Origin of the sequence: Streptomyces qaidamensis, assembly GCF_001611795.1 — a bacterium.
Lineage (GTDB): Bacteria > Actinomycetota > Actinomycetes > Streptomycetales > Streptomycetaceae > Streptomyces > Streptomyces qaidamensis.
Window position 1 is genome coordinate 1,851,808 of the sequence record NZ_CP015098.1, and the last position, 20,015, is coordinate 1,871,822.

General features: G+C 71.5%; 17 protein-coding genes. 4 read left to right on the top strand and 13 right to left on the bottom strand.

The features are described 5' to 3' along the window. Window positions 1-29 precede the first annotated feature (29 nt). Complete coding sequence (locus A4E84_RS08050) at window positions 30-959, bottom strand: LysR family transcriptional regulator (protein ID WP_062925876.1); 930 nt, start codon at window positions 957-959, stop codon at window positions 30-32. A 70-nt stretch (window positions 960-1,029) separates the two neighbouring features. On the opposite strand from A4E84_RS08050, the gene A4E84_RS08055 reads away from it, so the two are divergent. Further along, window positions 1,030-2,181, top strand: coding sequence for a TDT family transporter (locus A4E84_RS08055; protein ID WP_062925877.1), 1,152 nt, complete (start codon window positions 1,030-1,032; stop codon window positions 2,179-2,181). On the opposite strand, the gene A4E84_RS08060 is transcribed toward A4E84_RS08055, so the two are convergent. The 4 genes from A4E84_RS08060 to A4E84_RS08075 form a co-directional block, all read right to left on the bottom strand. Then, window positions 2,093-2,812 carry a helical backbone metal receptor gene (locus tag A4E84_RS08060; protein WP_062925878.1) on the bottom strand — a complete coding sequence of 240 codons (720 nt, stop codon included), beginning with the start codon at window positions 2,810-2,812 and terminating at the stop codon, window positions 2,093-2,095. The genes A4E84_RS08055 and A4E84_RS08060 overlap by 89 nt on opposite strands. Next, the gene (locus A4E84_RS08065; protein WP_062925879.1) at window positions 2,809-3,378 is read right to left on the bottom strand and encodes a helix-turn-helix domain-containing protein; all 570 of its coding nucleotides are present in this window, start codon (window positions 3,376-3,378) and stop codon (window positions 2,809-2,811) included. Before A4E84_RS08065 ends, A4E84_RS08060 begins: the two co-directional genes overlap by 4 nt. Before the next feature lie 333 nt (window positions 3,379-3,711). Then, window positions 3,712-6,327: an ABC transporter permease/substrate binding protein gene (locus A4E84_RS08070; RefSeq protein ID WP_062925880.1), complete on the bottom strand. Its 2,616-nt coding sequence runs from the start codon at window positions 6,325-6,327 to the stop codon at window positions 3,712-3,714. Next, on the bottom strand, window positions 6,320-7,411 hold the full coding sequence (locus A4E84_RS08075) for a quaternary amine ABC transporter ATP-binding protein (RefSeq protein ID WP_062925881.1): 1,092 nt from the start codon (window positions 7,409-7,411) through the stop codon (window positions 6,320-6,322). The genes A4E84_RS08070 and A4E84_RS08075 overlap by 8 nt, the downstream gene beginning before the upstream one ends. A gap of 170 nt (window positions 7,412-7,581) precedes the next feature. On the opposite strand from A4E84_RS08075, the gene A4E84_RS08080 reads away from it, so the two are divergent. Further along, on the top strand, window positions 7,582-8,511 hold the full coding sequence (locus A4E84_RS08080) for a 5'-3' exonuclease (RefSeq protein ID WP_237305122.1): 930 nt from the start codon (window positions 7,582-7,584) through the stop codon (window positions 8,509-8,511). Between the two features lie 103 nt (window positions 8,512-8,614). Continuing rightward, window positions 8,615-9,457 (top strand): siderophore-interacting protein, encoded by an 843-nt coding sequence (locus A4E84_RS08085; protein ID WP_062925882.1) that lies wholly within the window; start codon window positions 8,615-8,617, stop codon window positions 9,455-9,457. Window positions 9,458-9,468: 11 nt separating this feature from the next. Here the strand turns inward: A4E84_RS08085 and A4E84_RS08090 are convergent, their stop codons facing one another. Continuing rightward, window positions 9,469-10,065 carry a GNAT family N-acetyltransferase gene (locus tag A4E84_RS08090; protein ID WP_062925883.1) on the bottom strand — a complete coding sequence of 199 codons (597 nt, stop codon included), beginning with the start codon at window positions 10,063-10,065 and terminating at the stop codon, window positions 9,469-9,471. A gap of 80 nt (window positions 10,066-10,145) precedes the next feature. On the opposite strand from A4E84_RS08090, the gene A4E84_RS08095 reads away from it, so the two are divergent. Continuing rightward, the gene (locus A4E84_RS08095) at window positions 10,146-11,138 is read left to right on the top strand and encodes an RluA family pseudouridine synthase (RefSeq protein WP_062925884.1); all 993 of its coding nucleotides are present in this window, start codon (window positions 10,146-10,148) and stop codon (window positions 11,136-11,138) included. Here the strand turns inward: A4E84_RS08095 and A4E84_RS08100 are convergent. The 7 genes from A4E84_RS08100 to A4E84_RS08130 form a co-directional block, all read right to left on the bottom strand. Then, window positions 11,132-12,691 (bottom strand): cytochrome P450, encoded by a 1,560-nt coding sequence (locus tag A4E84_RS08100; protein ID WP_062925885.1) that lies wholly within the window; start codon window positions 12,689-12,691, stop codon window positions 11,132-11,134. The two genes, A4E84_RS08095 and A4E84_RS08100, sit on opposite strands and share 7 nt — an antisense overlap. Before the next feature lie 66 nt (window positions 12,692-12,757). Next, window positions 12,758-13,378 (bottom strand): GTP-binding protein, encoded by a 621-nt coding sequence (locus tag A4E84_RS08105; protein WP_062925886.1) that lies wholly within the window; start codon window positions 13,376-13,378, stop codon window positions 12,758-12,760. Beyond that, window positions 13,359-13,757, bottom strand: coding sequence for a DUF742 domain-containing protein (locus A4E84_RS08110; RefSeq protein WP_062925887.1), 399 nt, complete (start codon window positions 13,755-13,757; stop codon window positions 13,359-13,361). Before A4E84_RS08110 ends, A4E84_RS08105 begins: the two co-directional genes overlap by 20 nt. Further along, on the bottom strand, window positions 13,754-14,161 hold the full coding sequence (locus A4E84_RS08115; RefSeq protein ID WP_062925888.1) for a roadblock/LC7 domain-containing protein: 408 nt from the start codon (window positions 14,159-14,161) through the stop codon (window positions 13,754-13,756). Before A4E84_RS08115 ends, A4E84_RS08110 begins: the two co-directional genes overlap by 4 nt. Next, on the bottom strand, window positions 14,158-15,801 hold the full coding sequence (locus A4E84_RS08120; RefSeq protein ID WP_079128902.1) for a sensor histidine kinase: 1,644 nt from the start codon (window positions 15,799-15,801) through the stop codon (window positions 14,158-14,160). Before A4E84_RS08120 ends, A4E84_RS08115 begins: the two co-directional genes overlap by 4 nt. Window positions 15,802-16,198: 397 nt before the next feature. Next, window positions 16,199-19,048: a DEAD/DEAH box helicase gene (locus A4E84_RS08125; RefSeq protein WP_062925890.1), complete on the bottom strand. Its 2,850-nt coding sequence runs from the start codon at window positions 19,046-19,048 to the stop codon at window positions 16,199-16,201. A 56-nt stretch (window positions 19,049-19,104) separates the two neighbouring features. Continuing rightward, the gene (locus A4E84_RS08130) at window positions 19,105-19,995 is read right to left on the bottom strand and encodes a diacylglycerol kinase (RefSeq protein ID WP_062925891.1); all 891 of its coding nucleotides are present in this window, start codon (window positions 19,993-19,995) and stop codon (window positions 19,105-19,107) included. Window positions 19,996-20,015 lie beyond the last annotated feature (20 nt).

Below are 20,015 nucleotides of genomic sequence, written 5' to 3' on the forward strand. Positions count from 1 at the left end.
CGGCCAGCCAGGGGGTCGGGCTCGACGAACTACCCTCTCGTCAGCGACAGCAGGTCCCGCGCCGGTCCCGTGGGCCGATGGCCCGTCGGCCACACCGCCCTCAGATCCCGCGCCAGGGCGACCCCGTCCAGCGGCACCGACACCAGCCGCCGCATCGCCAGCTCCTCCCCCACCGCCAGTTCGCTCAGCACCGCCGGCCCCGCCCCGCTCACCGCCGCCGCCTTCACCGCCGTCGTGGACGACAACTCGATCAGCGGCCGGGCCAGCCCGCCGAGCGCCGCGTCCAGCACCTGCCGCGTCCCCGACCCCTTCTCGCGGAGGATCAACGGCGTCGACGCCAGTTCCTCCGCGGCCAGCGACCGCCGTCGCCGGGCCCAGGCGTGCGCCGGCGCGGTCACCACTATCAGCCGGTCGTGGGCGATGACCGCCGAGTCGAGACCGGCCGGCACCGACAGCCCCTCCACGAACCCCAGGTCCGCCTCGTCCGACAGCAGCCGCTCCGCCACCACCGTCGAGTTCCCCGCGTGCAGCGACACCGCCGTGTCGGGCCGCTGCGCCCGCAGTGCGAGCAGCCAGCCCGGCAGCAGGTACTCGGCGATGGTCATGCTCGCGGCCACCCGCAGCCGGGAGTCGCGACGCACGCGCAGCGCCTGCGCCCCCACATCGAACGCCTCCGCCGCCTCCACGATCCGCCGCGCCCAGTCCGTCACCAGCGCCCCGGCGTCCGTGAGCCGGGAGCCGCGGGGCGAGCGGTCGACCAGCGCCACGCCGAGCTGCCGCTCCATCGACCGGATCCGGCTGCTGGCCGCGGGCTGGGTGATGCCGAGTTCCCGCGCCGCACCGCCGAGGCTGCCGAGCCGCGCCACCGCCAGCAGCAGCTCCAGGGCGCCCAGATCCGGCACCCGGTGCGCCAGGGTGCCGGAGACGGTCGGCCCGGCCTGCTCATCCGCGTTGCTCATAAACCCAGCTTATGCCGCCATAGAGGCATGGTCTCTGGTGGTGATCCTGCCCCGGCCCCACCTTGGAGTCATGGTCACCGCAGCCCGGCCTCTCGCGCACCCGCTCTCCGTCTGTCACCTCGGACCCAACTGGTACGCCACCGTGATGGGCACCGCCGTCGTCGCCACTGCCGGGGCCTCCCTCCCGCCGCGCGTGCCGGGGCTGCGCGGCGTACTCGTGGGCGTGTGGGCCCTCTCGCTCGTGCTGCTCCTGGTCCTGCTCGCGGGGCGGGCCGTGCACTGGAACCGGCACCGGGACCAGGCCCGCGCCCACCTGCTCGACCCGGCGACGGCACCCTTCTACGGCTGCCTCGCCATGGCCCTGCTGGCCGTGGGCGGCGGTGCCCTCACCGTCGGCCGGGACGTGATCGGCCTGCGGGCGGCCGTGGCGCTCGACGCCGTGCTGTTCACCACCGGAACGGTGACCGGTCTGGCCGCGGCCGTCGCCGTGCCGTATCTGATGGCCGTACGGCATCGGGTGGAGCCGGGGCAGGCCACGCCCGTGTGGCTGCTGCCGCTCGTCGCGCCCATGGTGTCCGCCGCCGTCGGGCCGCCGCTGGTGCCGCATCTGCCGCCCGGTCAGGCCCGGGAGACGCTGCTGGTCGTCTGCTTCGCACTCTTCGGGCTGAGCCTGCTCGCGACTCTGGTCATGCTGCCCCTGGTCTTCGCCCGGTCCCTCACCGGCGGGCCGCTGCCCCTCGCCCTCACCCCGACGCTGTTCCTGGTGCTGGGTCCGCTCGGGCAGTCCACGACGGCCGTGGGCGCCTTCGCGGACGTCGCGCCCGGGGTCGTACCGGAGCCGTACGGCGAGGGTTTCGCAGCCCTCGCCGTGCTGTACGGCGTGCCCGTGATGGGGTTCGCGCTGCTGTGGTTCTGCCTGGCCGCCGCCCATGTGGTGCGCGCCCGGCGGCACGGGATGCGGTTCTCGATGACCTGGTGGTCGTTCACCTTCCCGGTCGGCACCTGTGTCACGGGCGCCGAGGCGCTGGCCCGGCACACCGGGCTCGTGGCCTACGCGGGTCCGGCGGTCGTGCTGTACGCGGTGCTGGTCGCGGCGTGGGGCACCGCCGTCGTGGGCACCGCGCGCGGGCTGCTCAGGGGCGAGCTGCTCGCAGGGCCAGGCCCAGGACCCGTGGCGCCTCGGCCAGTGACGGCCCGTACCACGTCAGGTGCCGTCCGCTGACGAGCGCGCAGGGCAGGCCGGGGAAGGCCTCGGGGCCGTCGTCGCCGGTGAAGCGGTACGGCTCGTCCGGGAGGACCACCACGTCCGGTGCGCAGGCGCGCAGTTCCTCCAGCGGGAGGCGGGGGTAGCGGTCGGGGTGCGTCGCGTGCGCGTGATCGACGCCGAGGCGGGCGAGGACGTCGCCGGCGAAGGTGTCGCGGCCCAGGACCATCCAGGGGCGGCGCCAGACCGGCACGACCGCCGTGAGCCGCGTCTGCGGCTCCGGCAGCGACGACCAGGTCTCCTCCGCCTCGTCCAGCCAGCGCGGGCGGGCCGGCACCCCGCAGGCGTCCAGCACCCGGGCCAGTTCCCGGAAGGCCTGCGGCACGTCGCGGATCTCCGTCACCAGGACCTCGACGCCCGCCGCGCGCAGGGCCGCGAGATCGGGTGCGCGGTTCTCCTCCTCGTTGGCGATCACCAGATCGGGCGTGAGGGACAGGATCCGGTCGCTCTTCGGGTTCTTGGTACCGCCGACGCGTACGACGTCCAGGCCGGGAGGGTGCGTGCACCAGTCGGTGGCGCCGGCCAGGGTTCCGGGCGCGGACCGGGCCACGGCCTCGGTCAGCGAGGGGACCAGCGAGACCACCCTCACCGGCGTGGCCGGTCCCGGACCGCCTCGATGTGCTCCGCCACGGCGACGACGATCACGCGGGTGTCCGACTCGGCCGCCCGCCAGCGATGCCGTACGCCGCCGGTCAGGTACAGCGTGTCGCCGCGGCCGAGGCGGTAGGCGCGGCCCTCCGCCTCGACCTCCACCGCGCCGTCGGCGACGTACATCAACTGGTCGTTGCGGTACTGGAACTCACGGCCCGCGTCGTGGTCGCCGGTGAACTCGGAGGCGTGCATCTGATGGTGGCCGCGGACCAGGGAGCGGGACCGGGGCTGGGGCAGCGGCTCGCTGCCGTCGCCGCGGACGACGTCCACGCTGCACGCCGGGTCGGCCGCGGCGAGGAGCTCCACCGCCGTGGTGCGCAGGGCGTCGGCGACCTTCTCCAGGGAGCTGGTGCTGGGCCGCGCCCGGTCGTTCTCGATCTGGCTCAGGAAGGGGACGGACAGGCCGCTGCGCGCGGACACGACGGCGAGGGTGAGCTCCAGCGCGCGGCGCCGTCGGCGCACGGCCGCGCCCACCCGAAGGGGTTGCTCTTTGTGGTCGCCCATCGCTCCGGCTCCCTCCTTCGCCCGTCGGTCCGCTCCCCGTGCGGCGGTGTCCCGGCGCACTGCTCCTGTTGAGTTGTCTGCACCCTACGCATGTTCGGCAAACCGTTTCATGCGCCCGTCACATCGACGTCATACGGGGCGGTGCGCGACCTCACACTTCACGCCAGGCGATCCGCCGCCGAAGGGGGGCGGGCAGGCTTTCCGTCTGGTGGAGGAACAGGCGAGAAGAGGGGGTTCTGGGGATGGCGTAGCGCTCTGTGGTTGTCCGGATCCCGCTCGTGGGATCGGGGGGCGGGGCAGGACGCGGCGTGTCGCGCGTCCCACCCCGGAACCCTACTGCGGAGTCATGCGCTGCACCATGTCCGGGTGCTGCTCGAGCCACTCGGCCACGGCCTCTTCCTCGTGGCCCTGGCCGCGGTCCTTGATCTCGCTCTCCAGGCTGCCGAGCTCGTCCTCGCTCATCCTGAAGTTCTTGATCCACTTCGTGAGCTGCGGGTACTGCTCGGGGAACTTCTCGTTGGAGATGGTGCGGATCGTGTTGCCCTCGCCGAAGGCCTTCTTGGGGTCCTTCAGCTTGGTCAGCTCGTAGTCGCTGTACGCCCAGTGCGGCGACCAGAGGGTGACGGCGATGGGCTCCTTCTTGGCGTAGGCGCGCTTCAGCTCGGCCAGCATCGCGGGTGTGGAGCCGTCGACGACCTCGTACTCCTTGTCGAGGCCGTAGGCGGGCAGGACCTTGTTCTTCGCGAGGTCCATCTCGCCGGTGCCCGGCTCGATGCCGATGATCTTCCCCTTGAAGGTGGAGGACTTGCCCTTGAGGTCCTCCAGGGAGTCGACGCCCTTGACGTAGGACGGCACGGCGATCTCCAGGGAGGTCGGTTCGTACCAGGTGCCGAGGTCCTTGAGGCGGTCCTTGTTCTTGTCCCAGTAGTTCTTCTGGGCGTAGGGCAGCCAGGCGTCGAAGTTGAGGTCGAGGTCGCCCGAGGCCAGACCCGTGTAGACCGGGCCGACGTCCATCTGCTTGAGGTTCAGCCGGTAGCCGCGCCGCTCCAGGACGTTCTTCCACAAGTAGGTGACCGCGATGTCCTCGTCCCAGGGGAACCAGGCCACGTCCAGGGGCCGCTTCGCCTCGGCGGGCGTGCTGCCCCCGGCGTTCTTCACCGGGGCCATCGTGTCGGCGAAGCCGGGGTTCTGCTTGAGCCAGGCGCGCACGGCGTCCTGCTGGTTGCCCTTGCCCGCCTTGTTGATCTCGGCTTCGAGGCTGGTGAGCTGCTTCTCACTCATCCGGAACTTCTTGAGCCACCCGGCGACCGTCGGGTCGTCGTTCGCGAAGCCCTTGCGGGCCAGGGTGTGCACGCCGTCGCCCTCGCCCCAGGCGCCCTTCGGGTCCTTGAGCTTCTTGAGGTCGTAGTCGTTGTACGCCCAGTGCGGCGACCAGAGCGTGACGACGATCGGCTTCTTCTGGGCGTAGGCGCGCTTCAGCTCGGCCAGCATGGCGGGCGTGGAGCTGTCGACGACCTCGTACTCCTTGTCGAGGCCGTACTCCCCCAGGACCTTGCTCTTCAGCAGGGCCATCTCGCCGGCGCCGGACTCGATGCCGGTGATCTTCCCGCCGAACTCGGAGGCCTTGCCCTTGAGGTCCGCCAGGGAGTCGATGCCCTTCATGTAGGCGGGCACGGAGAGCTCCAGGGACGTCTTGTCGTACCAGGAGCCGAGGTCGTCGAGCTGCTTGCCGTACTTCTTCCAGTACTGGGCGTGAGTGGTGGGCAGCCAGGCGTCCGTCTGGAAGTCGACGTCGCCCTGGGCGAGGGAGGTGTACAGCGGGCCGGCGTCGAACTGCTTGGCCTCGACCTCGTAGCCGCGCTGCTCCAGGACCTCCTTCCACAGGAAGGTGGAGGCGACGCCCTCGTCCCAGGGGATGTAGCCGATGCTGATCTTCTTGCCCTGGCCGACGCTCTTGCCGTTCGCGGCCGCCTCGGTGCCGGCGCCACCACCGAGGACGCCCATGCCGCCCGCGGTGAGCGCGAGGGCGACGACGCCGATCACGGCGATCGCCGGGCGCGGCCGGTAGGACCAGATCTTCAGCCCCTGCGCGGCACGCAGTCTGGCGGCGGCGCGGCGGCCGAGCGGGGAGACCTGGGTGCCGAGGGCGCTGGTCATCCGGTCCAGGTAGATCGCGAGGATCACGATGGCCACACCGGCCTCGGAGCCGAGGCCCACGTTGAGCTGGCCGATGGCCTCGTTGACGTCGCCGCCGAGGCCGCCGGTGCCGACCATGCCGGCGATCGCGGCCATGGACAGGCCCAGCATGATGACCTGGTTGACGCCGGCCATGACGGTGGGCAGGGCCAGCGGCAGCTGGACGCGCAGCAGCGTGTTGCGGGGCGTGGTGCCGAAGGCCTCGGCGGCCTCGACCAGTTCCTTGTCGACCTGCCGGATGCCCAGCTCGGTCATGCGCACGCCCGGGGCGAGCGCGAAGATCAGGGTGGCGACGATTCCGGCCGGGGCGCCGGTGCCGAAGAACAGGATCGCCGGGATGAGGTAGATCATCGCGGGCAGCGTCTGCATGAAGTCCAGCACGGGCCGGACCAGAGCGCTGACGCGGTCGGAGCGGGCCGCCCAGATGCCCACGGGCAGGGCGATCACCAGCGCGATGACGGTCGCCACGAGGACGAGCGCCAGGGTGATCATCGCGTTCTCCCACAGTTCGAGGGAGTCGATGAACGCGAATCCGGCGAAGGTGAGGACACCGGCGAGGGTGCCGCGCAGCCAGAAGGCGATCACGGCGAAGATGCCGGCGAGGAGCAGCGGTTCGGGGGCCTGGAGGACGGCGTTGATGCCGTCGTAGAGGCCGAGGAAGACGGTCTTGCAGAAATCGAAGAGCCACGCCATGTGGGTGGTGAGCCAGTCGACCGCGTCGTTGACCCAGCTGCCGAGCTCGATCCTAGGCACGGGCGGTCACCTGCTCTCCGCCCTTGTCCTGCGGGGAGTCGCAGGGCTGCGGGGTGGCGTCCCGCTCGTCGCCGAGGAAGCCGACCAGGCGCTGTCGGGGGACGACGCCGATCTGCTGGTTGTCCTTGTCCACGACCGGGACGGGGTGGGTGAGCCGGGCGCTGATGGCGCACAGCTGAGTGAAGGGGGTGTCGGGCGTGGCGGTCTCGCAGTGGCAGCCGGGGTCGCCGGCGGTGACCGAGGTGTCCATGAGCTCACCCGCGGTCAGGACGCGGGATCGGTCGACGTCCTGGGTGAAGGAGGCGACGTAGTCGTTCTCCGGCCGCAGCAGGATGTCCTGCGCGGTGCCGATCTGGACGATGCGGCCGTCGCGCATGACGGCGATGCGGTCGCCCAGGCGCATGGCCTCGTTCAGGTCATGGGTGATGAAGACGATCGTCTTCTTCAGCTTCTGCTGGAGCTCCAGCAGCTGGTCCTGCATGTCACGGCGGATCAGCGGGTCCAGGGCGCTGAAGGACTCGTCCATGAGCAGCAGGTCGGCGTCGGTGGCGAGCGCGCGGGCGAGTCCGACGCGCTGCTGCATGCCGCCGGACAGCTCGTCGGGCCAGGACTTCTCCCAGCCGGCCAGGCCGCACAGGGCGAGCGCCTCGTCGGCGCGGCGTGCGCGCTCGGCGCGGGGCACGCCCTGCACTTCCAGACCGTAGGCGGCGTTCTCGCGCACGCTGCGGTGCGGGAAGAGCGCGAAGTGCTGGAACACCATGCTGATCTTCTTGGAGCGGACCTCGCGCAGGTCACGGTCGCCGAGCGTGGTCAGGTCCTGCCCGTCGAAGCGCACGTGTCCGGCGGTGGGTTCGAGCAGGCCGTTCAGCATGCGCAGCAGGGTGGACTTGCCGGAGCCGGAGAGGCCCATGACGACGAAGATCTGGCCGGGCTCCACCGTGAAGGACGCGTCGATCACGGCGGCGGTCGCACCCTCGGCCCGCAGTTCGTCCCGGTCGGCTCCGCCGCGGAGCCGCTCGATGGCCCGGTCCGGTCTCCTGCCGAACACCTTGTACAGGCTCTCTGCCTCAAGCCTCGCTGACACGTGTTCCTCTATTTCGTTGGCAACAGAACAGAGCGAGGACAGGGCGCAAACAGTTGAAATGCGCAACCACCCTCGCTCCGGGGCGGCGCCTCCCCGAGATCCCGAATCCCAAACCCACAAGTGGGGCGCGTCACATTCGAGGCGGGTGACTGTCGGTGGCGTACGGCATGATGCGTGGCGTGACCGGACGACTGATGCTCCTCGACACCGCTTCCCTGTACTTCCGCGCCTACTTCGGCGTCCCGGACTCGGTCAGGGCCCCGGACGGCACGCCGGTGAACGCCGTGCGCGGACTGCTCGACTTCATCGACCGCCTGGTCCGGGACCACGGGCCCGACCAGCTCGTGGCGTGCATGGACGCCGACTGGCGGCCGCAGTGGCGGGTGGAGCTGATCCCGTCCTACAAGGCGCACCGCGTCGCGGAGGAGCACGCGGTGGGCCCGGACGAGGAGGAGGTACCCGACACCCTGTCGCCGCAGGTGCCGGTCATCGAGGCGGTGCTGGACGCGGTGGGCATCGCGCGCGTGGGCGTCGCCGGGTACGAGGCGGACGACGTGATCGGCACGTTCACCGCGCGGGCGAAGGGCCCGGTCGACATCGTCACGGGCGACCGCGACCTGTACCAGCTGGTGGACGACGCGCGCCGGGTGCGCGTGCTGTACCCGCTGAAGGGCGTGGGCACCCTGCAGCACACCGATGAGGCGGTGCTGCGGGAGAAGTATGGGGTCGGCGGCAGCGGGTACGCGGATCTGGCCCTGCTGCGCGGCGACCCCAGCGACGGCCTGCCGGGCGTGCCGGGCGTGGGTGAGAAGACGGCCGCCAAGCTGCTGGCCGAGTTCGGTGACCTGGCCGGGATCCTCGCGGCGGTCGAGGACCGGCGGTCCAAGCTGACGCCGACGCAGCGCAGGCGGCTGGACGAGGCGCGCCCCTATCTCGCGGTCGCGCCGAAGGTGGTCCGGGTCGCGGACGACGTACCCCTGCCGGACGTCTCCACGGCACTGCCGCGGGCGCCGCGCGACCCGGCGGCACTGGAGGCGCTGGCGGCCCGTTGGGGGCTGGGCGGGTCACTGGAACGCCTGCTGGCGACTCTCGCGACCTGACCCTTTCGCAAGAGAACGACGTGAGATAGCCGCACGAGAGGTGTGATCGGGGGACGAGGTGCTAACTTAGGTAACCCTAACTATGTGAGACAGGGAGGTCCTCATGGCTGAGCGACCGGGACGACAGCCGCGCCGAGCTCACTCCGCTCAGGTCGTCCGCACCGAACGGCTGACCCCGCACATGCAGCGTGTGGTGCTCGGCGGCGAGGGCCTCGCCGACTTCACGGCCGACACGTGCACCGACCATTACGTGAAGCTGCTGTTCCCGCCCACGGGCGTCACCTATCCGGAGCCCTTCGACCTCCAGCGCGTCCGGGACGAGCTGCCGCGCGCCCAGTGGCCGGTGACCCGGACCTACACGGTTCGCCAGTGGGACGCCGAGCACCGCGAGCTGACGCTGGACTTCGTCATCCACGGCGACGAGGGCCTGGCCGGTCCGTGGGCCGCGCGCGTCCAGCCGGGTGAGAACGTGCACTTCATGGGACCCGGTGGGGCCTACGCGCCCGATCCGGACGCCGACTGGCACCTGCTCGCCGGTGACGAGAGCGCACTGCCCGCGATCGCCCGCGCCCTGGAGGCGCTGCCGCGCGGGGCCAGAGCGTATGCCTTCGTGGAGATCTCCGGCCCCGAGGAGGAGCAGAAGATCGACTCGGACGTGGAGGTCGTCTGGCTGCACCGCGGCGCGCGCCCGCTCGGTGAGGTACTGGTCGAGACCGTACGGAACCTGGAGTTCCCCGAGGGCCGTGTGCACGCCTTCGTCCACGGCGAGGCGCACTTCGTCAAGCAGCTGCGCCATCTGCTCCGCGTCGAGCGTCACGTCCCGCGCGAGTCCCTCTCGATCTCCGGCTACTGGCGCCGCGGCCACAACGAGGACGGCTGGCAGGAGTCCAAGCGCGAGTGGAACGCCCGGATCGAGGCCGAGCAGGAGAGCGTGTCGGCGGCCTGAGGCGCTTGTCCTCACGGGGCAAGAGGTGTGCGGGAGCCGACCCGCGCGTGCAGATGCATGTCGTGCCATCCGTCCGGTTGCAGGACCGCACTGCGCTTGGTGCCCTCCAGGGCGAAGCCGGCTCTGGTGGCGACGCGGCACGAGGACTCGTTGCGCACGGCGTGCAGGAGTTCCAGCCGGTGGAAACCGGCCTCGTCGAGGGCCCAGCGGGTGAGCGCGGTCGTGGCCCGGGCGGCGACACCCCAGCCGCGGGCCGCCGGGACGGTCCAGTACGCCACCTCCGCCGTCCCGTCGTGAAGCCGCAGCTCGCGCAGCGCCACCCGGCCCAGCAGCGCGTCGGAGCCCGCGTCGGCCACGGCCCAGTGCGCCTCCCGCTCGCCGTCCCACGCCTGGTGCCACTCACGGATCCAGTCACCGGCCTCGTCCACGGAGTCGGCGGCCCGGGCGTGCCACTGGTGCATCAGGGGGTCCTGGAAGACCTCGTACACCGCGGGCGCGTCCCCGGCCCGCCAGGGGCGCAGCAGGAGTCCGCCGTCGGCGGGGAGAACGGGTTGGGGTCGGCTTGCGAGCGTCCCGGCGGTCAGGACCGGGCTGGTGAGGAACGGCATTCCCGCATCCTGACAAGGTCCGGCCGGGCGCTCCCACCGGTTTTCCACCCGGGCACACCGGCCTCGTACGCTGGGCCGCGATGAGACGCAAGAGCCACACCCCGCCCTCTCCCCTGCCGCAGCGCCACGGCGTGGACCCGGTGCGGGTACGGCTGCCCGCCGCGGGGACCTGGGGGACGGTGCGCGAGCACCTGGTGGAGCGGCTCTCCGGCGCGGGTGCCGGGGTCGTCGACGCGATGTTCGACGCGGGCCGGATCGTCGGGGCGGACGGACGGCCCGTCGCCGCGGACGCCCCCTACGTGCCCGGGCTGTTCGTGTGGTTCCACCGGGACCTGCCCGACGAGGTGCCGGTGCCCTTCCCGCTGGAGGTGGTGCACCGGGACGAGCACATCGTCGTCGCCGACAAACCGCACTTCCTCGCCACCACCCCGCGCGGCAGTCATGTCGCCGAGACCGCGCTGGCCCGGCTCCGCCGCGAGCTGGACCTCCCGGCGCTCACCGCGGCGCACCGACTGGACCGGCTCACCGCGGGACTCGTGCTGTTCACCGTGCGCCCCGAGGAGCGCGGCGCGTACCAGACGCTGTTCCGTGACCGCCGGGTCCGCAAGGAGTACGAGGCCGTGGCCCCGTACGACCCCGCCCTCCCCCTGCCCCGGACCGTGCGCAGCCGGATCGTGAAGGAGCGGGGGGTGCTCACCGCCCGGGAGGTCCCGGGCGAGCCCAACGCCGTGAGCCGTGTGGAGGTCGTCGAGCACCGCGACCGGCCCGGGGAGCCCGGCGGACTCGCCCGGTACCGGCTCGCGCCCGCCACCGGCCAGACGCACCAGCTGCGCGTCCACATGGCCGGGCTCGGCCTGCCGGTCCTCGGTGACCCGCTCTACCCGGAGGTGACCGCCCCCGTGCCGGCCGGTGACTTCCGCCGCCCGCTGCAACTGCTGGCGCGGTCACTGGAGTTCACCGACCCGGTCACGGGCGAGGAGCACCGGTTCCGCAGCGGCCGGGTGCTCGCGGCCTGGGCGTGCCACACCCGGTGGGCCGCCGGGACGTACGACGGCCCGTCAGACGCTCAGTAACCGCGCCACCAGCTCAGGAAGCGCTGCCAGACGCCCTTGCGACGGGCGGGTTCCGCGACGGCGGGCTGCGGCGGCCCCGACACCGGCTGGGGCTGCACCGGGATCGGCTGCGGCTGCGCGGCGGCAGGCTGGAGCTGTGCGGCGGCAGGCTGGGGCTGTGCGGCGGCGGGCTGGGGCTGTGCGGCGGCGGGTGCCGCCTGTGGCTGCGCGTTGCCGATCTGCCAGTCCGAGCGCTGCGCGGCGACCGGCTTGTGGTTCGGCACCTCCTGCACGTCCTGCGGCGGCTTGGGCGCGAACTGCACCGGCAGTTCCACCAGGTGCCGGGAGGCGATGGACGCCGTCCAGCGCAACTCCTCCTCGTCACAGTCGAGTTCGACGTCGGGCAGCCGCATCAGCAGCGCGTCGACGCCCACGTCGGCGATGGAACGGCCGATGTCCTGCCCGGGGCACTCGTGCGGTCCGCCGCCGAAGGCCAGGTGGGAGCGGTTGCCCTGCATGCTGGCCTTCAGGTCCGGCCGCACCCGGGGGTCGACGTTGGCCGGGAGCGGCGCGAAGAGCAGCCCGTCGCCCCGGCGGATGCGCTGCCCGCCCAGCTCGGTCTCCTGCTTGGCGAAGTAGGCGAAGACCGTACTGAACGGCGGCTCGTTCCACAGGGACTGCTCCACGGCCTCCGGCACCGTCATCTGGCCGCCGTTGAGCTGGGCGCGGAAGCGCGGGTCGATCAGCACCGTGAGCAGCACGTTGGAGAGCAGGTTGGTGGTGGCCTCGTAGGCGGCGAAGAGCACCAGGCGCAGGTGCTCCCTGACCTCGTCGTCGCTGAGCCGGGCCGGGTGGGTGATCAGGTAGCTGGCGAGGTCCTCCTCCGGCCGGGCGCGGCGGGTGGCGGTGAGCCGGCTCAGGGCGTCCATCACGTAGGAGTGGCTGGCGATCGCCGTCTCCGTGCCCTTGAGGGCGTCGCGGGCGGCCTCGACGAGCCGGTCGCTGTACTCCTCGGGCATGCCGAGGATCTCGCACATGACCGCCATCGGCAGGTGCTCGGTGAACTGGCTGACCAGGTCCGCCTCGCCCGCCTCGCAGAACCGGTTGACGATCACCTGCGTACTGCGGTTGATGTAACGGCGCAGGCTGCGGAAGTCGATGGTGGAGACGGCGCCCATGACCGCGCCGCGCAGCCGCTTGTGCTCGTCGCCCTCGGCGTGCGAGGCGATGGGCTGCCAGGCGATGTGCGGCATCAGCGGGTGGTCGGGCTTGACGAGGCCCTCCCTGAGCGGGTTCCAGATACGGCTGTCCCGGCAGAACTGCGAGGGCGAGCGCACCATGTGCAGGTTCTCGGCGTGGCCGAGGACGATCCACATCGGCACGTCGTCGTGGAGCAGCACGGGCGCCACGGGACCGTGCTGGTCCCGCAGTTGCTCGTACAGCGCTCCCAGGTCCTCCGCCTCGTGCAGCCGGTGCAGCCCTCCGGGCCCGAGGCCGTGCGCGGGGCAGCCGGGGGGCGGGCCGGGCCGGAGGTCGTCGTCCGTACTGGTCGGGGCGTGGGATTCAGGCGTCACAGTGATCGCTCCGAAACTGAGGTGGTTCCAGGTCTGGGGGGGAAGGTGCGGGCCGGGTGATGCGGGTCAGGTGAGCGAGCCCGTCATGGCGAGCGAGTGCAGGAAGCGCATGAGGGTCATCAGGACGTCGCGGCTGGAGGCCCGCCGCCGCGCGTCGCACTCGATGATCGGGATGTCCGGCGTGAGGTCGAGGGCCGTGCGCAGCTCCTCGACGTCGTAACGAGGGGCGTCGGGGAAGGAGTTGATGGCGACCACGAACGGCACGCCGCGCTCCTCCAGCCGCCCCATGACGTCGAAGCTGACCTCCAGCCGCCGGGTGTCGACCAGGACCACCGCGCCCAGCGCGCCCTCGAACAGGCCGTTCCACAGGAACCAGAAGCGCTGCTGGCCGGGCGTGCCGAAGAGATACAGCACCAGCTGGTCGGTGATGCTGATCCGGCCGAAGTCCATGGCGACGGTGGTGGCCGTCTTGGACGCGGAGCCGAAGTTGTCGTCGACACCGATGCCGGCCTGCGTCATGGTCTCCTCGGTGGTCAGCGGTGTGATCTCGCTGACCGACCCGACCATGGTCGTCTTGCCGACGCCGAAGCCACCCACGATCACGATCTTGGCCGCGGCCTGCGCCGTGTGGGGCAGCTGGTCCTCGGTCCGGGGGCCCGGGATGGTGTCAGAGCCGTTGAAGTCCATTCATCACCGCTTCGAGGAGGGAACGGTCGGAGCGCGCCTTGCGGACGATCGGGGCACGCGCCTGCACCAGTTCCGCCGTCAGCAACTCGGTGAGCAGCACGCCCATCGCGCTGAACGGCAGGTGGAGGTAGGCCGACAGCTCGGCCACGGACAGGGGGGCGGCGCAGAGTCGGAGCAGCGCCGCCTGCTCGGGAGAGGCTGACGGCGGTGGGTCCGTGGCACGCGCCACGATTAACGTCACCAGGTCGAGCTCGGCCCGTTCACCGTCCGGGCCGGCCACCACGTACATCCGCTCCGGATTCCCGGGCTTGCCGTCGCCCTCCTGGGGCGTGGGCGGTTCCGATGCGGGGTCGCGCCTCTGGCGTTGGGGAGGCGTCATACGATCTGCCCGTTCCGCGGGGGGGGACTGGTGAGATGGCCGCCGATCCGGACGACCAGATCGCGCATCATCGCGCTCATCCGGCCGGGTTCGCACCGGACGTCGGAGAGCACCGCGAGGAAGGCGTTGGCGCCGGCGGACATCAGGTAGAAGTAGCCGCGGTCGATCTCGATCATGACGAGCTTCATCTCGCCGTCGCCCACGGTGAGTTCCTGGCAGACGCTGCCCGCGAGGGACTGCAGGCCGGCGCAGGCCGCGGCGACCCGGTCGGCCGCGTCGGGCTCGCCGCCGTAGCGGGCGATGCGCAGACCGTCGGCCGAGAGCACCACGATCATCTCGATGCCCGGCACGCCGTCGGCGAGCTGCTTGAGCATCCAGTCGAAGTTGCCTCGCTGCTGGATCACTTGAGGTCCCCCTCGTCGTCGGCCTCGGTGGGAGCCGGGTCGTTGATCAGGTGCAGGTACTTGGTCGGGTTCCGAATGAAGTCGGTCGGGTGCGTGCCGGGCTCGATGCCCTGCTTCAGCCCCTCCCAGAAGGCCTCCAGCCCCTTGCCGGGCGCGTCGGGCGCCGACATGTCGCGCAGGGGCTTGGTCTCGGGCTCCTGCGTCGCCGCCCAGGGGTTGTACTCGCCACGCTCGGCGGCCTCCCGGTCGGCCTTCTCGTTGGCGGCCTGCTGGGCGAGCCGCTCGGCGAGCGGCATCTTCACCCGGCTGCGGCGCTGCGGCAGGCCGTTCGCGGTCCACTCGGTGACCTCGGGGACGTCGTCGTCCTCCAGGGAGACCGTGGCGGGGATCTTCGGGCTGGTGGGACGGCGCCTCTTGGGCGCGCGCTTGGGGCCCTCGGGAATGCCGACCGTCATGGGGATGCCGGTGGCGCCGATACCGTGGGCCAGTCCGACACCGGGCTCGTGGGTGATCATCTCGCTCGGCACGATGAGGATGGCGCGCACGCCGCCGTACGCGGAGGCGCGCAGCGAGACCTGCATGTTGTACGCCGTGCAGAGGCGGCCCACGACGGCGAGGCCGAGGCGCGGGTGCTCGCCGATGTCCTGGAGGTCGACGCCCGCCTTGGCGGCCTCCAGCATGCCCTCGATCCGGGCGCGTGCCTCCTCGTTGAGGTTGACACCGCCGTCCTCGATCTCGATGCAGACGCCGGTCTGCACCTCGGTGGCGGTGACGTGCACCTTGGTCTGCGGGGGCGAGTAGCGCGTGGCGTTGTCGAGGAGTTCGGCGGCGGCGTGGATGACCGGCTCGACGTAGATGCCCTTGACGCTGACCTTGGCGATGGAGGACAGCTGGATGCGCCGGTACTCCAGGATGCGGGACATGGCGCCGCGCAGGGTGCTGTAGAGGGACACCGGCTCGGGCCACTGCCGTCCGGGGCGGCCGCCGCCGAGGACGGAGACGGAGTCGGCCAGGCGGCCGATCAGGGCGTTGCCGTGGTCGATGCGCAGCAGGTCGTCGAAGACCTCCGGGTTGCGGCCGTGGTCCTCCTCCATCTCCCGGAGTTCCTCGGCCTGCTGGTGGATGATCGCCTGGACGCGGCGGGCGACACTGACGAAGGAGCGCGCTGCGGCGTCGCGCATGGTCACTTCGCGGTCGACGATCTTGAGGACCGTCAGCAGCGTCTCGGCCTGCGGGGCGGGGAGATTGCGGAACAGGGGGCTGGCGAGGCCGAGCTTGCGAATCACCTCCCTGGGGGATTCTCCGGTGCGCAGCAGATCGAGCGCGGCGGGCACGATCTCCCTGGAGAAGCGGACCAGTTCGTTCTCGTGGGCGGCGATCCGCTGTTCCAGATGCTCGGTGTGCCGGGCGTGCTCCGCACGCTGGTTGCGCAGCGCACGGCCGCGGCGCACCGCCTCGGCCGCCGTCGCGAGCACGAGTGCCGTGGCGATGCCGCCGCACCAGCCGACGGCGCCCCGGGCCGGCTCCGTCACCAGGGCGACGGCGGCTCCGGTCGCCGCGGCCATGACTATGGCCGGCAGCAACAGCACGCGCGCATAGGGAAGTTCACGGCGACCGGGAGGGGATTGAACACTCACCATGTGGGCCTTCTGACAGGAGTCGACTGAGGTTCGGGAGGACTTGCAGGGGGGTATGTCATGAAGCTGTCGGGATCTTCCACACATTGGGGAACAAGCGCACGAATTCATCTCAAGCCGGTGCGCTGCGGGCGAGCTTAGTCCGACCGGATCATCGCTGTGTCATATTCAGCATCTGCCGGAAACCGGACGCGAAGGGATAGTACGCTCAGTCGTTTACACGCTGCGACATCGTTCGAATACTGTACGTAGCGACGAACGGGCATACGAAAGTCCCTCACCGTCACGGGTGAGGGACTTCAGAACATCGCTCCTCCAGGGGCGGGGGGCTGTGTCATTGCGCGGCCCCGCCGCGTGGGCGCGAACGACCACCGACGGCGGTCACCCGCGCAGCAAACAGTCACCCCACCGACGAGTAGGCGACAACACCCCGCAGCAACAGATCCACTGCCTTACGGGCGTTCTTCACAACCGAGGACCCCTGCGGAGCCGCCGCAGCGATCTGCCCCAGCACATCGATGACCTGCTTGCACCACCGCACGAAGTCCCCCGCCGGCATCTCCGCCTCGCGCAGCACCTCGTCGAGCCCCTTCCCTGAGGCCCACTCGTACGCGGCCCAGGCGAAGCCGAGGTCGGGCTCCCGCTGCCCGACCCCCTCGGTCTGGGTGATCCGGAACTCCTCCTCCAGCGCGTCCAGCCGCCCCCAGATCCGCACCATCTCGCCCAGCGCGGCCTTGGCTTTACCGGACGGCACCTTCGGGGCCATCGCGTCGTCCGCGACCCGCGACTCGTACACCAACGCCGAGACGCACGCGGCCAGTTCGGCCGGTCCGAGACCCTCCCAGACACCCTCGCGCAGACACTCGCTGGCGAGCAGGTCCAGCTCGCCGTAGAGCCGCGCGAGCCGCTTGCCGTGCTCGGTGACGTCGTCGGCGCGCAGATAGTCCAGCTCGGTCAGCAGCGCCACGATACGGTCGAACGTCCGGGCGATTGTGTTCGTACGGCCCTCGATCCGCCGCTCCAGCTGCGAGGTGTCGCGCAGCAGCCGGTGGTACCGCTCGGCCCACCGGGCGTGGTCCTCACGGTCGTTGCAACCGTGGCAGGGGTGCGCGCGCAGCGTGGTCCGCAGCCGGGCGATCTCGCGGTCGTCGGCGGCCTGGGAACGCTGCTTGCGATGCCGCTCGGCGGGGATGTGCCCGGCCTTGGTGCGCAGCGCCGACGCGAGGTCCCGACGGGACTGCGGGGAGCGGGGGTTGAAGGACTTGGGGATCCGCATCCGCTCCAGCGGCTCGACCGGCACCGGGAAGTCCATGGACGCCAGTCGCTTCACCTGCCGCTCCGCGGTCAGCACCAGCGGGCGCGGCCCGTCGTGGTGCTCGAAGCCGCGGTGGCCGTTCGACCGGCCCGCCGGCAGCCCCGGGTCCAGCACCAGCGCCAGGCCCGCGTACTTGCCGGTGGGCACGTGGATGACGTCACCGGGCTTCAGCTTCTCCAGCGCGACGGCGGCTTCCGCGCGCCGTTGGGCCACGCCCTGCCGGGCGATCTCGTTCTCCCGGTCCTTCAGCTCGCGGCGCAGCCGCGCGTACTCCTCGAAGTCGCCGAGGTGGCAGGTCATGGAAGCCTTGTAGCCCTCAAGGCCCTCCTCGTTGCGCTGCACCTGCCGGGAGATGCCGACGACCGACTTGTCCGCCTGGAACTGCGCGAACGACGTCTCCAGCAGTTCACGCGAGCGGTGCCGCCCGAACTGCTCGACCAGGTTGACCGCCATGTTGTACGAGGGCTTGAAGCTGGAGCGCAGCGGGTATGTGCGCGTGCCGGCCAGGCCGGCGAGGTGCTCGGGGCTCATGCCGCGCTGCCAGAGGACGACCGCGTGGCCCTCGACGTCGATGCCGCGCCGCCCGGCCCGGCCGGTCAACTGGGTGAACTCGCCCGGGGTGATGTCCGCGTGCTGCTCGCCGTTCCACTTGACGAGCTTCTCCAGCACCACCGAGCGGGCGGGCATGTTGATGCCGAGGGCGAGGGTCTCGGTGGCGAACACGGCCTTGACCAGGCCACGCACGAACAGCTCCTCGACGACCTCCTTGAAGGTCGGCAGCATGCCCGCGTGGTGGGCCGCGATGCCGCGCTCCAGGCCCTCCAGCCACTCGTAGTAGCCGAGGACGTGCAGGTCCTCCCTCGGGATGGACGCCGTGCGCTCCTCGACCAGGGCACGGACGCGTTCGCGCGCCTCCTCTTCGTTGAGCCTCAGCCCCGCGAACAGGCACTGCTGGACGGCGGCCTCGCAGGCGGCGCGGCTGAAGATGAAGGTGATGGCGGGCAGCAGCCCCTCGGCGTCGAGCCGCTCGATGACCTCGGGCCGGCTCGGCGTCCAGATCCGGGAGCGCTGGCGGCGCTCACGCTCTCGGTCGGCGTCGCGCATGGACCGGCCGCGCCGGCGGTCCTGGTACGACGGCCGGCTCGCCTCCATGCGGGCCATGCGTGTCAGGTCGGGGTTGACGGCCTTCCTGTGGCCCTCGCCCTCCTCGAAGAGGTCGTACATCCGCCGCCCGGCCAGCACGTGCTGGAACAGCGGCACGGGCCGGTGCTCGGAGACGATCACCTGGGTGTCGCCGCGGACGGTGTCGAGCCAGTCGCCGAACTCCTCGGCGTTCGACACGGTCGCCGAGAGCGAGACGAGCGTGACCGACTCGGGGAGGTGGATGATCACCTCTTCCCAGACGGCACCGCGGAACCGGTCGGAGAGGTAGTGCACCTCGTCCATGACCACGTAGCCGAGGCCCAGGAGGGTCTGGGAACCGGCGTACAGCATGTTCCGCAGCACCTCGGTGGTCATCACGACCACCGGCGCTTCGGAGTTGACGCTGTTGTCGCCGGTCAGCAGGCCCACCTTGTCCGTGCCGTAGCGGCGGCACAGGTCGGCGTACTTCTGGTTGGACAGCGCCTTGATGGGTGTCGTGTAGAAGCACTTCTTGCCCTGCCGGAGGGCGAGGTGGACGGCGAACTCGCCGACGATCGTCTTGCCGGAGCCGGTGGGCGCGGCGACGAGCACGCCCTTCCCTTCCTCGAGCGCCTGGCAGGCCTCGATCTGGAAGGGGTCGAGACCGAAGTCGTACATCTCGCGGAAGCCCGCGAGCGCGGTGGCCTGCTCGGCTGCCCGCAGGCGGGCTGCCGCGTACCGCTCGGCCGGTGAGAGGTCCTCTGTCATCGTGCTTTCGAGCGTACCGGGCCGCACTGACAACAGGACGATCATTATCCGGATCCGTTCCTGTGAAACCAGGGATCGGCGCAGCTCAGGGGCAGCGCGCCTCAGGGGCCGACGACCCGCACGCCCCCGCGTACGCAGCGCGCGCTCAGCGGCAGCGGGCCGAGCGGCTCGCCGTCGGCGTAGCCGGTGACGTCCTCGGCGGCGATCTCGACCCGGGCCGACCGCAGCACGGTCACCTTCGGATGGCCGACGTGCGTGCCCCGGTACACCCTCGGGAACACCCGCAGCAGCGTAGCCCGGCTGCAGTCACCGACGACGGTGATGTCGAACAGCCCGTCGGTCAGGTCGGCGCCGGGGCAGATCCGCATGCCGCCGCCGTACGAGGAGCCGTTGCCGACGGCCACGAGGGTCGCCTCGACCTCACGGACCTCTCCGTCGTCGAGCCGAATCCGGTACGGGACGGGCCGGAACCCGGTGAGTTCGGCGATCATCGCCAGGTCGTACTTGAGACGGCCCGTGGGCCATCGCATGCGGTTGCCGCGGTCGTTGACACGGGAGTCGAAGCCGGAGGCCAGGACCGTGCCGAACCAGCGGTCGCCCACCTGCCCGAGGTCGATGTCGCGGATCCGGCCGCACTTGAGGGCGTCGGCGATCATGCGGCCCGCGGCGGCGGGCTCCCGCACGGGCAGGCCGAGGGCGCGGGCGAAGTCGTTGCCGGTGCCGACGGCGACCAGGCCGAGCGGGGTGCGGGTGCCCGCGACGGCCCGCAGTGCGAGGCCCGCCATGCCGTCACCGCCGACGGCGATCAGCGCGCCCGTTCCGCCCTCGACGGCCGCACGCGCGCGTACGAGGGCGTCCGCGGCGTCCTCCCCGAGGACCGTCCGGACCGAGAAGCCGGCCGCCCGCAACGCGGAAGCGGCCGGCTGCGCCGCGTGGGCGCCCCGGCCGCGGCCCGCGGTGGGGTTGACGAAGAGGGTGATCTCGCTGGTCACGCGACCGACCCTACGATCTG

Excerpts from the sequence above, each read along its gene's own strand:
- A4E84_RS08065 (WP_062925879.1), bottom strand. The coding sequence starts at position 3,378 with ATGGGCGACCACAAAGAGCAACCCCTTCGGGTGGGCGCGGCCGTGCGC.
- A4E84_RS08085 (WP_062925882.1), top strand. The coding sequence starts at position 8,615 with ATGGCTGAGCGACCGGGACGACAGCCGCGCCGAGCTCACTCCGCTCAG.
- A4E84_RS08055 (WP_062925877.1), top strand. The coding sequence starts at position 1,030 with ATGGTCACCGCAGCCCGGCCTCTCGCGCACCCGCTCTCCGTCTGTCAC.
- A4E84_RS08120 (WP_079128902.1), bottom strand. The coding sequence starts at position 15,801 with ATGGTGAGTGTTCAATCCCCTCCCGGTCGCCGTGAACTTCCCTATGCG.
- A4E84_RS08050 (WP_062925876.1), bottom strand. The coding sequence starts at position 959 with ATGAGCAACGCGGATGAGCAGGCCGGGCCGACCGTCTCCGGCACCCTG.
- A4E84_RS08110 (WP_062925887.1), bottom strand. The coding sequence starts at position 13,757 with ATGACGCCTCCCCAACGCCAGAGGCGCGACCCCGCATCGGAACCGCCC.
- A4E84_RS08090 (WP_062925883.1), bottom strand. The coding sequence starts at position 10,065 with ATGCCGTTCCTCACCAGCCCGGTCCTGACCGCCGGGACGCTCGCAAGC.
- A4E84_RS08080 (WP_237305122.1), top strand. The coding sequence starts at position 7,582 with ATGCGTGGCGTGACCGGACGACTGATGCTCCTCGACACCGCTTCCCTG.
- A4E84_RS08125 (WP_062925890.1), bottom strand. The coding sequence starts at position 19,048 with ATGATCGTCCTGTTGTCAGTGCGGCCCGGTACGCTCGAAAGCACGATG.
- A4E84_RS08105 (WP_062925886.1), bottom strand. The coding sequence starts at position 13,378 with ATGGACTTCAACGGCTCTGACACCATCCCGGGCCCCCGGACCGAGGAC.
- A4E84_RS08095 (WP_062925884.1), top strand. The coding sequence starts at position 10,146 with ATGAGACGCAAGAGCCACACCCCGCCCTCTCCCCTGCCGCAGCGCCAC.